At 61.4% G+C, this 13,017-nt stretch carries 11 protein-coding genes; 5 read left to right on the forward strand and 6 right to left on the reverse strand.

Annotated features, from left to right (window positions below; all coding sequences use genetic code 11):
- The first annotated feature begins 3 nt into the window (after positions 1-3).
- From ACV17W_RS16375 to ACV17W_RS16385, 3 genes are read left to right on the forward strand one after another with little or no spacing between them, the layout of a single operon-like run.
- A complete protein-coding gene (locus ACV17W_RS16375) occupies positions 4-540 on the forward strand; it encodes a LeuD/DmdB family oxidoreductase small subunit (protein WP_462593387.1) in 537 nt (178 codons plus the stop codon).
- On the forward strand, positions 537-1,178 hold the full coding sequence (locus ACV17W_RS16380) for an RraA family protein (RefSeq protein WP_462593388.1): 642 nt from the start codon (positions 537-539) through the stop codon (positions 1,176-1,178). The genes ACV17W_RS16375 and ACV17W_RS16380 overlap by 4 nt, the downstream gene beginning before the upstream one ends.
- Before the next feature lie 41 nt (positions 1,179-1,219).
- On the forward strand, positions 1,220-2,254 hold the full coding sequence (locus ACV17W_RS16385; protein WP_462593389.1) for a Bug family tripartite tricarboxylate transporter substrate binding protein: 1,035 nt from the start codon (positions 1,220-1,222) through the stop codon (positions 2,252-2,254).
- Positions 2,255-2,267: 13 nt separating this feature from the next.
- On the opposite strand, the gene ACV17W_RS16390 is transcribed toward ACV17W_RS16385, so the two are convergent.
- The 3 genes from ACV17W_RS16390 to ACV17W_RS16400 all read right to left on the reverse strand — a co-directional run bounded on the left by ACV17W_RS16390 (position 2,268) and on the right by ACV17W_RS16400 (position 6,628).
- Positions 2,268-3,017 (reverse strand): 3'-5' exonuclease, encoded by a 750-nt coding sequence (locus tag ACV17W_RS16390; RefSeq protein WP_462593391.1) that lies wholly within the window; start codon positions 3,015-3,017, stop codon positions 2,268-2,270.
- Positions 3,018-3,030: 13 nt separating this feature from the next.
- Positions 3,031-4,908, reverse strand: a complete 1,878-nt coding sequence (locus ACV17W_RS16395; RefSeq protein ID WP_462593392.1) for a DUF294 nucleotidyltransferase-like domain-containing protein — start codon at positions 4,906-4,908, stop codon at positions 3,031-3,033.
- A 79-nt stretch (positions 4,909-4,987) separates the two neighbouring features.
- Positions 4,988-6,628 (reverse strand): BCCT family transporter, encoded by a 1,641-nt coding sequence (locus ACV17W_RS16400; RefSeq protein ID WP_462593393.1) that lies wholly within the window; start codon positions 6,626-6,628, stop codon positions 4,988-4,990.
- Between the two features lie 158 nt (positions 6,629-6,786).
- On the opposite strand from ACV17W_RS16400, the gene ACV17W_RS16405 reads away from it, so the two are divergent.
- Complete coding sequence (locus tag ACV17W_RS16405; protein ID WP_462593394.1) at positions 6,787-7,587, forward strand: IclR family transcriptional regulator domain-containing protein; 801 nt, start codon at positions 6,787-6,789, stop codon at positions 7,585-7,587.
- Between the two features lie 55 nt (positions 7,588-7,642).
- On the opposite strand, the gene ACV17W_RS16410 is transcribed toward ACV17W_RS16405, so the two are convergent.
- From ACV17W_RS16410 to ACV17W_RS16420, 3 genes are read right to left on the reverse strand one after another with little or no spacing between them, the layout of a single operon-like run.
- Positions 7,643-8,626 (reverse strand): Bug family tripartite tricarboxylate transporter substrate binding protein, encoded by a 984-nt coding sequence (locus tag ACV17W_RS16410; protein WP_462593395.1) that lies wholly within the window; start codon positions 8,624-8,626, stop codon positions 7,643-7,645.
- 54 nt (positions 8,627-8,680) lie between these two features.
- Complete coding sequence (locus ACV17W_RS16415; RefSeq protein ID WP_462593396.1) at positions 8,681-10,315, reverse strand: class I adenylate-forming enzyme family protein; 1,635 nt, start codon at positions 10,313-10,315, stop codon at positions 8,681-8,683.
- Entirely contained in the window at positions 10,312-11,124 is an 813-nt protein-coding gene (locus ACV17W_RS16420) for a citryl-CoA lyase (protein WP_462593397.1), read from the reverse strand. Before ACV17W_RS16420 ends, ACV17W_RS16415 begins: the two co-directional genes overlap by 4 nt.
- Before the next feature lie 472 nt (positions 11,125-11,596).
- On the opposite strand from ACV17W_RS16420, the gene ACV17W_RS16425 reads away from it, so the two are divergent.
- Positions 11,597-12,714 (forward strand): IS3 family transposase gene (locus ACV17W_RS16425; protein WP_462592677.1). Its coding sequence is split into 2 segments (ribosomal slippage): positions 11,597-11,858 and positions 11,858-12,714, totalling 1,119 coding nucleotides; the frame shifts between segments, so codons are not numbered across the junction.
- Positions 12,715-13,017 lie beyond the last annotated feature (303 nt).

Here is a 13,017-nt window from a genome sequence, read left to right on the forward strand (position 1 = left end):
ACAATGAACACCACTCAGCGGTTCCAGGGAAAGGTATGGAAGTTTGGGGACAATATCGACACGGACATCATCGCGCCGGCCGGGACGATATCTTTCGGCTTGGGCGACGCGACAGAGGACCTGGACGTCAAGCAGAATGCGTTCCGCGCCATCCGTCCTGACTTCCATCTGCAGGTGGGCAAGGGCGACATTCTCGTTGCGGGCAAGAACTTTGGGCTCGGTTCGCATCGGGAGCCGGCCAATCGCGTACTCGTGAGCCTGGGGTTCCGGGCGGTGATAGCCGAATCGGTCGCTCGCCTGTTCTTTCGGAATTCCGTCGCCATCGGGTTCTACACATTCCAAGTGCCGGGCATCCTGGAGTTTGTCGACGAGGGGGAGCAGCTGGACGTGGATGTAGAGAATGCTGTTCTGCGCAACCTGTCCCGCGGCACGGAGCGCGAGATGGAGCGCTTCAGCCCGCTGGTTCGCAACATCGTCGAACAGGGCGGCATTCTGGAGGTGCTGAAATCGAGGCTGGCGTCTCAGCGGGAGACATCATGATCCCGGCCGAACTGCTGGCGAAGGTCACGACCTGCTCGGTCAGTGATGCGCTGATGCGACGCGGACTGCGCCAGTATATGGCGCAGCGCATACGGCCAATCGGCGCCTCCAAAGTCGCCGGGAGGGCCCTGACTGCGCGGCGCGAGCCACTTGCGTCTGTCTCGGCCCCCAAACTGCCGAATATTGAGCTGATCGACCTGATTGAGAACGCGGACACCGGAAACGTCCTGGTATTCAACCAGGCCGATGGCGATCAGGCGGCGTTATGGGGGGGGCTCATGGCCGCGGCTGCGGCTCAGCGCGGCGTAGGGGTCGTCGCGGACGGACCCGTACGCGATCCCGACGAAATCGAGGCGCTGCGTTGTGCGTGTTTCTGTACCGGCGCCGTGCCCGCCGGGCAGGCCGGAATTCTTTCCCTGACCGGCATAGGCGTGCCCGTGGAGTGTGGCGGCATAACGGTCAATAGCGGCGATCTCGTGCTGGGCGACGCCAGTGGCGTTGTCGTCATCCCGCAAGGGCAGGAGCTTGCCATTCTGGAAGAGGCAGTGGAAATAGAGCAGCGAGATCAATCTGCGATGGCGCTGTTGAAAGAGGGCATGCCGTTACGAGAGGTGATGCAACGCCTGGGTCGGGCCTGACGACCAATTCAAAACCAAAACAGAATCCAAGGAGACAAGCTGTGAAGCCATTCAAAAAATACGATTTTCGGCCGGAGAATCCGCCCAGTGTCTCGGTCCACAAACGTCGCCACCTGCTGCTCGGTGCGTTGCTGATCGCCGCAAGTTCGCTGCCGACGTCCGGTGCATGGGCCAACGATACCTTTCCCACGAAACCCGTGCGCATCATCGTCGGCTCACAGGCTGGAGGCGGCGTAGATACGTTCTCTCGAATTGTCGCCGAGAAGCTGCAGGCCTTATGGGGCAAGCCTGTAGTGGTCGAGAACCGCACTGGCGCAAGCGGCTCTATCGCGGCAGAGTATGTTGCGCGTTCCGAGCCGGACGGGCACGTCGTTGTCATGGCAACGCCGAACAGTCACACCACGGGGCCGCACGTGTTGAAGTTCCCATATGACCCATTGCGCGACTTCACACCGATCTCATTGGTGATGGAGGTCCCGAGCGTGCTCGTCGTGAGCGGCGAGTCGGGCATCGACTCTGTGCAGCAACTGGTGGATCTGGCGAAGTCACAGGCGGGCAAGATGAATTATTACTCGTCGGGAATCGGTTCGATCCAGCATCTGGCCGGGGAGATGTTCAAGCAGAGCACTGGAACAGAGATGACCCATGTGCCCTATAAGGGCAGCGCGCCAGCGATAGCCGACATGATAGGCAAGCATGTGACCACCGGGATCGACCCGATCTCAGCCACCTTGCCGTACTTGCAGGCGAAAACCGTGAAAGCGCTTGCCGTAGCCGGTCCGAGGCGTGCATCCACATTGCCGGAGCTGCCCACATTGGCAGAGTCGGGATACCCGGGGGTCGAGATGTCGACCTGGTATGGGCTGTTCGGTCCGGCAGGTTTGCCGCCAGCGGTGCGCGACAAATGGCAGCAGGCAATCGCGCAGATCGTAGCCATGCCGGACGTCAGCGCACGGATGCGAACGGTCGGGGGCGAGCCACGTGGGTCAACCCCCGACGAATTCGCCAGCTTCGTGAAGTCAGAAAATGAGCGTATGAAAAAGCTGGTGGACGAGCTAGGCATTCAAGGCAATTGATTGCATTCGTCCTTCATTTCCATAGTTCGCGCAGCGGCGTGTCGGGCGAAAACCGGTGCGCGACCTGCGCCTGCAGCAATTCGGCCGTGGCCAGGGCATCGGTCAGGGCGTGATGGGCGCGATAGCGTGGCAGCCGATAACGCGCCCGACTGGCCGCGAGCCGGATCGACACCTGGTCCGGCTTTCTGCCCAGCAATCTATGCATCAGACTGGGTGGCTTGCGGTACAGCCGCGCTTCGAGCTCCATGGTGTCGATCGCCGGAAACTCTATGCCTTCGCCGAGCCGCGACGTGAGCGCGGCGTTCAGGAAAAGGCGTTCAATGTCGCGGCAATGCACCACCACGACGCGGCCCGCCAGGACGCGCAGCACGTCATCAAGAATCGCCCCCAGGTCCGGAGCCGTGGTGATCTGCGAATGAGTAATAGCGTGTATGGCGACCGACTCCGACTTCAGTTCAGTGGTCGGCCGCACCACCCAATAGTGCGAGTTGCTGGCCTGGATCCGCTGCAGGCTCATCGGCACGACGCCGATACTGACGATCTCGTCCCGCAAAACATCGAGGCCGGTCGTCTCTACGTCCAGTGCGGCCATGGGCACATCGCGCACAGGCGTGTCGCCGGACGGGGTGCCGAGTTCGTAAAACGCCTTCAGCCGAGCGTCCTGCGCCGCTTCGGCCAGCGCTTTGAATCTTCGGGGCCAATCCAGTTCAGGCGTCTTTGGACGGCCAGCCGGGTCGCTCTTCAGGTGCCTTAGATGCAGCATTGCGTCGCCACGCTCAATTTGATCGTCCGGGCTGGTACCGATATTTGAGGTACTTCTGCGCGTTGCTCAGTATCAGGAAGGCATCGCGCAGTGACTTGCGCTCGAAGTCCGACAGCTTTTCGGGCTCTATGCTGTTGTCCGGCTCGTTGCCCTCGGCAAGTTCTTCGGCCTGGTTGCGCGCCCTGACGGTGGAGATGAACTCGAGGGCATCGTACAAGTCCTGTCCGCGGCCCAGCGGCAGAACCGATGCATCGATCACCTCGCGCAGGCGGTCGAATGAATTGAGAGCCTGAGATCCGATGGCCAGGGCGTGCACGCGAATCAGGTCGGCCAGCGGCGCGGTGCCCCGCCGCTTGATGTTGATGGCGCGAGTGTGGCGGCCATCGCGCTCGACCACAAAATCTTTGAAGAACCCCAATGGCGGCGTGCGCAGCAGCGCATTGCGCGCCATGCACGCCAGGAAGCGCGAATTGCCCCGGGCCTTCCGGGCTATCAGCTGGCGCAGGTGCACGGCCCAGTCCGTACGGCCCCATACGGCGTCCAGGTCGAAGAAAATGCCCGCGTGAAGAAGGGATTCGGGGGTAGGGCGTTCAATCCAGTCGGTGAACAACCTTTCCCAAGCGGACAGGGGTTGGCGCCATTGCTCGTTGGTCGCCATGACGCCACCGGTACAGTATGCATAGCCGCAACGCGCGAGCCCGTCGGAGACAAAAGTGGCCAGTGCCTTGAACCAGGCATCATGACGGGTGGCATCGAAGCTGTTATCGAGGACCAGCGCGTTATCCTGGTCGGTGACGATCAGCTGTTCCTGCCGGGCCATCGATCCCAGGGCCAGAAAGCAGTATGGCACGGGCGGAGGGCCGAGTTCGGCCTCGGCGAGTTCCAGTAGCCGCTGCTTGACGGCGCGCCCTATCGCGGACATTGCGCTGCCCACCATGTGGGCGCTGGCGTCTTCCGACACCATGCGCGTGAAACAGGCGCGCAGGTCAGGCACCAGGGCCGCCAGTTCGTCAGTATTCTGAGCGCGGAAGATACTGCCGACCACGAACAGGCTGTTGCGTGACTCGTAGCGAATGATGTCCGACAGCGCGATGATGCCGAGCGGGCGCTGGTTCTTCATCACAGGAAGGTGATGCACGTTATGGCGCAACATCGCCAGCATCGCTTCAAAAACAAGCTGGTTGTAGGCCACCGTCACCACGTCCGGCGTCATGATGTCGGCCAATGGCGTATGCAGATCCAGGCCAGGCGCCAGCAGTCGGGTGCGCAGGTCGCGGTCGGTCAGAATCCCCGACAGCGACGGAATTCCTGGCACATCCGGGTTGTCCTCCACAATCAGCAACGACGATACGCCTTCCTGCGTCATGCGCCGGGCCGCATCGCGTGCAGTCGCGTTGCGATCCAGGGTCACCGCTTCGCGCGTGACCAAGGTATCCACTGTGGCCGAGAGCAAGTCATGGGCATCTTCGCGCCGGGACATCACCTGGCGAAGCCGGGTGCGGTCCTCCAGCTCGACATAATCCGCAAACCCTTCGTCGTTCTCGAACAGGTCGAGAAACACGGCATCCGGGATGAGATACAGCAACGAGTCTTCCAGGGCGCGCGCCGGGAAGCGCACGCGGCCATGCCGCAGCAGCCCGAACTCGCCGAAGTATCCGCCTGCTGTCAGGCGGTTGTACAGCGTGCCGTCGCGCCGGAAGATCTCTACCGCGCCACTGCGTACCACGTACCAGTACTGGGACGGCTCACCGAATTCCACGATCTGCTCGCCGGCCTTGAAATAGGACACGTCGATCGCCGTGGCGAGCCGTTCGACCGTCTCTTGTGGCAGCGCGTCGAACGGCGGGTGCGCGCGCAGAAAATCGATGATTTCAAGCTGCTCGATCCGCATGGTGGGCGTACTACTGTGCTTGCCCGGCAGCGCCGGGCGTTTCAGGGCCCCGGCCTGCCAGGCCGGGGTCGCGCGACGGTCAGCGCCTGGGTTCGGACATCAGACCTTTCACGATGGCCAGGGTTGCCACCAGCAATACCAAGGTGAAAGGCAAGCCGGTCGAGACCGCCATCGCCTGCAAGGCGACCAGCCCGCCGCCAAGGATCAGCGCAATGGCCACCAGGCCTTCGAACACTGCCCAGAACACTCGCTGGGGAACGGGTGCGTCGACTTTGCCACCAGCCGATATCACGTCAATGACGAGGGATCCGGAATCGGAGGAAGTGACGAAGAACACGACCACCAGCACGATGGCCAGGAAAGAGGTGATGGTCTTCAAGGGCAGGGCGTCGAGCACCATGAACAGCTGCAGCGGCAGATCGGCATCGCGGGCGGCCTCATAGCCCTGCTGAACAACCTGCGAGATTGCGGTTTCACCAAACACCGTCATCCACAGCGTGCAGGCCAACGTGGGGACAATCAGCACGGAGATAATGAATTCCCGTACCGTTCGGCCGCGGGAAACCCGCGCGATGAACATGCCGACAAAAGGCGACCAGGAAATCCACCACGCCCAGTAAAACGCCGTCCAGCCTTGCAGGAAATTGGTGTCTTCGCGCCCCACGGGATTGGACAGCGCCGGCAAGTATTGCAGATAGGCGCCCAGATTCGAGAAAAAGCCCGTGAAGATGGCCAGCGTCGGCCCGACGACAATCACGAACAGCATCAGCAACAGCGCCAGAGCCATGTTGATCTCGGACAGGCGCTTGACGCCGGCATCCAGGCCAGCGACCACCGAGAACAGCGCGATCGCAGTGATGGCGACGACAAGCGCGATCTGGACGCCGACGCCTTCCGGGGTGCCGAACAGAAAGTGCAGGCCCGAACTGGCCTGCGAGGCGCCAAAACCCAGCGAGGTAGCAAGGCCGAACAGCGTTGCAAGCACGGCCAGGATGTCGATCAAGTGTCCGGGCCAGCCCCAGACGCGTTCGCCCAGCAGCGGGTAGAACACCGAGCGTATCGTCAGCGGCAAGCCCTTGTTGAACGAGAACAAGGCCAAGCCCAGCGCGAGCACGGCGTAGATGGCCCAGGGATGCAGGGCCCAGTGGTAGATCGTGGCAGCCATGCCCAGGCGCGCTGCGGCCTGGGCGTCGCCCGCGGCGGCACCCAGCGGCGCCCAGTCGGTACGCACGCCATCCGCCATCTCGATGCCGCCGTACGCGGTGCCGAAGTGCGTCAGCGGTTCGGAGACCCCGAAGAACATCAGCCCGATGCCCATGCCGGCGGCGAACAGCATGGAAAACCAGCCCACATAGGTGTAGTCGGGCTTGGCTTCCGTGCCGCCCAGGCGTACCCTGCCCAACGGCGAGAAGGCGATAACCAGGCATGCCAGTACGAAGACATTGCCGGCCACCAGGAAGAAGCCGTCCAGGTGGGAAGTCAGCCAGTCTTTCATCCCATTGAACAAGAGCTCGGCCTGATCATGAAACCCGAGCGTCAACGCCACAAATACAATCACCAGCCCCGCCGCCACGCCGAATACGGGGTTGTGGATGTCGAGGCCAAACGGCCCCACATTGACGATGATGTTGTCTTGCCCCACCTGATAATCCGTGTCGATGGGGTTTACTTGCCCATCCGGGATCATCGGATCTTTCTTCTCTAAGGGGTCTTGTGCCATCTGTCCTCCCTTGGTTTCGCCTGGATATGACCCTTCAAACAGCATCCGGGTCCTGTCACTATAGCTGCATGAGGTCCGGAGGGCGAGCGTTGGACAGTGGGCTGGGGCAGGCGCAAGCCTGATAGGCGGGCCGCTCGGGCTCTTCGTATAATCCGGCCATGCCTCTCGATGAATCCCATCCCGATTTTGTCACTGCGCTTGCCCGCGGCATCCGCGTGCTGCTGGCCTTCACAGGCAGCACGCCGGAAATGACGCTCAGCGAGGTGGCGGCCAAGACGGGGCTGACCGCCGCGACGGTGCGTCGGTCGTTGTTGACCTTTGTCGCGCTTGGCTACGTCAAGCAGAATGGACGCCGGTTTGTGCTTACCGCGCGCGTGCTGCAATTGGGGGCCGCGTTTGTTGAGTCCATGAATCTCAACAAAGTCGCGCAGATCTACCTGCAAGAGGTCGTCGACGTTTTTCACGATGCGTCTTCGCTGACCGTGCTCGATGGCAATGACGTCGTGTACGTGGTGCACATTCCCAGCAACCGGCCGGCGCGTCTGCGCCAACACGTAGGGGCCCGCATGCCGGCGCACGGCGCCTCGACGGGATACGTATTGCTGGGCAGCCTGCCCGACAACGAGCTTGAGGCCTATCTGCGTGGCGCGCCGTTCCCGGCCTTCACCGACAAGACGCCCGTCAGCCGGGAAGAGGTCCTTGCCCTCTGTCTGGCCGCACGCGAAAACGATTACGCGATTGCACAGGACGCCATCGGGCTTGGCACCATTGCCATCGCCGTGCCCGTGCGCGACCAGCACGGCCGCGTGGTCGCGGCCATCAACTGTTCAACCGACTCGACCAAAGTCACCCGCGACAAATTGGTTGAAACGCGGCTCGAACCATTGCAAAGGGCGGCGCGGCAGATCAGCAAACAACTGATCCGCTACCCCGCCCTGACAGTGGCCTCGGTCAAGTAGGCAGCCGGGCCGCCGCGCCGTACAGCAGTGGTGGCGCGATTACCCGGTTAGCGCCTTACTCAAGAATGATGTTCGCCGACTGGGCGACGGCCTTCATGCGCTGGATCTCTTCCTGCATTCTTTCCTGCATTTGCGCGGGCGTCAGCTTCAAGGGAATCGTTCCCTGCGCGATCAGGTTCTTGGTGACCTCGGGGTCGTCGAGAATTTCTCCCAGCGCCGTGTTGAGCTTGTCCACGATGGCCTTCGGCGTACCTGCTGGCGCGAGGAACCCATACCAGCTGCCGATGTTCAAGTCGGGATAGCCCGCCTCGGTGAATGTGGGTACATCAGGCATCAGCGGCGAACGCTCGTCGCCGGACAGGGCAAGCACCTTGATGCGATTGTCCTTCACGTGGCCCTGGATGGTGGCCAGCGCCGGAAAGGTGAACAGGGTCTGGTTTCCGACGACATCGACCACCGCAGGCGAAGATCCCTTGTATGGCACGTGGGTGACGTTCGATCCGGTGATCTTGTTATAGATCTCGCCCATGAAATGCGGGTGGCTGCCCACGCCGAACGACCCATAAGCGAACTTCTCAGGGTTGTCTTTGGTGTAGGCCTCGAGCTCTTTCATGTTGTTGACCGGCGTGCTCGTATTGACGGCCATGCCCAGATTCAGATAACACACGGTGCCTACCGGCGTGAGGTCCTCAAGCTTGTAGGGCATGGTCTTGAAAATGGCCGGGTTCAGCACGAACGTCGCATCGTTGGTGAACAGCACGGTGTAGCCGTCGGGCGCGGCACGCGCCACCGAGGCGGCACCGATACTCGTATTGCCGCCCGAGCGGTTCTCTACCACCACGGGCTGGCCGAGCTTGTCGGACAGGGCTTTGCCCACCATGCGCCCAATGATGTCGGTAGCGCCGCCGGGAGCATAAGGAACGATCATCCGAATTGGCTGCGAGGGATAGTCCTGGGCATAGGCCGTGGTTGTCGCGAGCATGCATGACGCCAGGGCAATGCCGCCCAAGGTGCTGCGTAGTTTATTGATCTTGAACATGTCTTCCTCCGTGATGGGCAGTGCAAGGTGATTTGCGCGGCTTGCCTCTGCGGCCTACCGCGACGTATGGTCAGGGGACGAGATTTGAATCTTTGTGGCGCGACTGAACAACGCTGAATCGGCTTTGAGCTTGAACTTTTCCACGCGCTCGGTGGGTGTTTTGGGTAACGCATCCACAAAAGCCACGTATTTGGGAATCTTGATAGGGGCGAGATGCCGCGCCACCCATTCGCCGATGCCTTCCGGCGTCAGCGTCGTTCCGGCGCGGCGAACCACAATGGCGAAGATGTCTTCTTCACCAAGCTCGCTCGGCACCCCGATGACCGCGGCTTCCATGACCTCGGGGTGGGCGCTGATCACGCGATCGAGTTCGGCGCCGGCGATATTTTCACCTCGGCATCGGATCACATCGCGCTGGCGGGCAACGAACCAGTAGAAGTCATCATCATCGCGCCATACCAGGTCGCCCGTAATGAACCAGCCGTCATGAAATGCTTGGTTCGTGCGTTCGGCATCACGGTAATAGCCTTTCATGACCGTAGGCGTGCGTACCAGCAGAATGCCGCGTTCGCCGCTGCCCAGGGGCTCGAAATTCTCATTGACCACCCGCAGTTCAGGTTGCGGCAGATGCGCGGCCAGGTGGGGAGAAATGCGCCCCATGCTGCCCAGCTTGCGCGGCCCCGGAAACGGATTCGAGATAACCCCAGGAATTTCCGTCATGCCGTAGCACTCGATGAGGTCCTTGACGCCGAACTCATTATTGAACGCCTGCACCAGTTGCGCGTCCAGCGGTGCGATGAACATCTTCCGCATGCGATGACCCGGCCTGAACTCGCTGCGGTCGCGCTTGACCAGAATCGAAGCCGCGGCACCGATGAGGTTGCAGGTGGTCGACCCGGTGTCATGCACCGTGTTCCAGAACGACGACGCAGAGAATCGGCTCGCCAGGACCAGCGTCGCGCCTGCGGCAAGCGTGCCGCCCACCGAATAAAACAGCGCGTTGATGTGAAACAGAGGCAGAACACACAGCACGCGTTCATCCGGCTGCAGGTGCATGCGCACGACAAAGGCTTCCGCCGTCAGGACATAGCCCAGCTGACCGTGCATTGCGGCCTTGGGCGATCCGGTCGTGCCCGACGTATAAATGAACAGGCACGTGTCGTCCGCAGTCCCTGTTGCTGCTAGCGTTTCGCCTGCCTCGAGCTCGTCGCCCATGACCAGTGCATCGCCGATCTCGGCGGCCGCCTGATTGAGTACCATCCAGGGTGGCGACGACATATCGCGGCAGGCCTCGCACGCGCGTGGCCAATTGCGAGGCGAACACACCACACCGGCGACTTGGGCGTTGTCCAACGCATAACGCGCCTCGGCCACACCGAAGTCCGGATTCAGCGGCACCATGATGGCGCCAAGTTTGGCCAACGCAAACAGCAGCACCACCGTCGTGGGATGGTTCTGAGAGAACACACCCAGACGATCGCCCGGCCCGATACCGCGCCGGCGTAGCCACGCGGCGGTCCGATCGACCTGCTGCCCGAACTCGGCGTAGGTCCAGCGTTGATCTTCGAACTCAAGAAAAGACTTGTCCGGCACCGCTGCGATCCGGCTTTGCAGCAGTGACGACAGCGAGTAATCATGCGCCGGATAGAGCGCGACGACCGCTTGCGGGGAAAGCTCACCGGTTGTCATGACCGTCCCGCCGCAGCGCTGGTATCGCCGGTGGTTTCGTAGCGGACTCCCTCTTCGGCCCGCGCTGCGAGCTTGAAGCCCAATCGGGTCTGTTTTTCTTCGTAGAGATGCGCGATCAGCGAGCCCGTTCTCGCCACCATGGGTATGCCCAACAACGCGTGCAGCGGGAATCCCGCATCCAGCAAAACCGCCGGGATCGCCGCTGAAACATTCATCGGCAGGAACCGCCCGTAGGATTCCTGCAGCGTCTCGACGATGGCTTCGAGCGCCTGGGCATGAGGGCCCGCAGCGCCCAGCTCGCGCGCATAGGCCAGCAAACGGGTCGAACGCGGGTCTTCCTCACGGTGTATCGGGTGGCCAAAGCCAGGCACAGGCTGGCGCGCAGCCTTGCGTGCGCGCAGGAGCGCAGCGGCAGCCTCTTTGGTGGAGATGTTCTCCCGTTGCGCATGAGCCAGGATCTCGGCGAGGAACTCTCCGGCCTCGGAAGATGCGCCCAGAATCACCGGACCGCAACCCAGCAGCCCTGCCGCGACCGCGCCCTGCATTGCGTCAGGCGCGGCCGCATAGGTCATGCGGGCAGCCTGGATGGAAGGGACAAAGCCGTGCTCGGCAATGGCCACCATCGCGGCGTCCGCCAGCTTGACCAGCGCGTCCGACGGTTCCTTGCCCGTCAAGAGGAACAAGAAATACGCGGTATAGGACATCTTGCCGATCAGCTCGCCAGCCAGATCCTTACCCCGCACCGTCACGCGGTCCGCCTCGACCCTGGAAATCGCGGTCGTCCCGACCGTTGCGCCTGTACTCGCCATTATGTCCCCTAGTTGTTTGCGCAATACGAAAATAAATTCGTATATCGCAAATTAGTTTAGTCGGAGTTGGGGGTGGAGTAAATGGGGGATGGGCAGTGCTTGGGGGGATTAGGTAGGTTGCTGCGGGTGCGAATGCGGGTGTGGATGCTCAGGTGGCGCTGGGGGCTTTGGGATTTCGAAGAGGATCTGAAACGGACCAGGTGGGGCGACCAAAGTCAGTGCTGCTTGATTAAGGCGCGGGAGCTTGCTCGATCGAGGTCGGCGTACCGCGTGAAGCTTGACTAATGCGCTTCGGAGTAGGCAAACAATCGAGAGTCGTTTGCGGCAAGGGACTCGGTGTGCCTAGCGGATGTCGAGATGGGGCATCAAGCAGCCCCGAGAGCTTGATTTTGATGTCTTGACTCGTAGGATCCCCCTCAGAGTAGACGTCAGCCAGTAGAATTTCGGAGCCTCCTTTCCATCGGAGACTCCCTTGAAGAAAAGCAGATTTACCGAAAGCCAGATCGTTGCGGTGCTCAAAGAAGGCGAAGCCGGCATCCCGGTCGTCGAGTTGTGCCGCAAGCACGGCATCAGCAGCGCCACGTACTACCAGTGGAAGAGCAAATACTCGGGCGTGCAGGTGTCCGAGTTGCAGCGCCTGCGTGAGCTTGAAGCGGAGAACGCCAAGCTCAAACGCATGTACGCGGATCTGGCCCTGGAGAACTCAGCGATCAAGGATGTGCTGAACCGAAAATCCTGACGCCGTCAGCCAGGCGCGGGGTCGTCGAGCAGTTGGTGGAATCGAAGCTCTCGATCACACGTGCCTGTCAGATTGCTGGCCTGTCGCGGGCGGCGTACTACAAGAGGCCAACTCCGGCAGAGCAGCGCGATGCCGAGGTCATTGATGCGCTCAATGCCATCGTGACCCGGCATGGGCGTTGGGGATTCTGGAAGTGCTTCACACGGCTGCGGCTCGATGGCCATTGCTGGAACAAAAAGCGGGTTCACCGGGTGTACTGCGAGATGGGATTGAATTTGCCTCGACGCTGCAAGAAACGGCTGACTGACCGGCCCCGTCAGCCGCTGGACCATTTCCTGGAGCCAAATCGCTGCTGGGCATTAGATTTCATGCATGATGCCTTGTACTGTGGCCGACGCTTCCGGACGTTGAACGTGATCGACGAGGCCAACCGGGAGTGCCTGGCCATCGAGGTAGGCACATCCATCCCGTCGGCACGCCTGATCCGTGTGCTCAACCGCCTGATCAATTGCTATGGGGCTCCTGAGGCCATACGGCTGGACAACGGGCCGGAGATGGTCTCGCTGGCGTTCACCGAATGGGCTGCTGCCAGAGGCATCGCCGTGCGTTATATCCAGCCCGGAAAACCGAATCAGAATGCGTTCATCGAGCGCTTCAACAAGACGTATCGCACTGAGGTGCTCGACGCTCATCTGTTCGCTAATCTGCAGCAGGTGCAGGCCATCACCGAACAATGGCTAATCGATTACAACGAATACCGCCCACATGAATCACTGGGCGACGTCCCGCCGGTGCAGTTTATGCCTCGGCTAACCCTTGCTCCGAATCTCTATCAGCCGTCGTCTACTTGACGGGGGACCCTACGACCCCAGGAGCACTGACTCTCTCGTCGGGAAGCCCGCTGCTTGATCTCCTAAGCCGATTGCCAAAAGAGGTTGTTCGATCCAATACCGCGTCAAACAGATGTCCTACGAAAATGATCCACAGAGCTGACACGATCTGGAAATCGACCGTCGGCCTAATGACAAGCCGAAGCGCGGCGAGAGCTCTCTCTCCCGACTCATCGAAGCGGTGCTGCCAGTCCTGCCTGGGATCAAGCGCACGGAAGTGGCCATCGTTGTTCGCGTCCCATGCGCTGCAATCGACGGATTTCG

This window comes from Bordetella sp. MIP270_01_BMS (genome assembly GCF_054958705.1).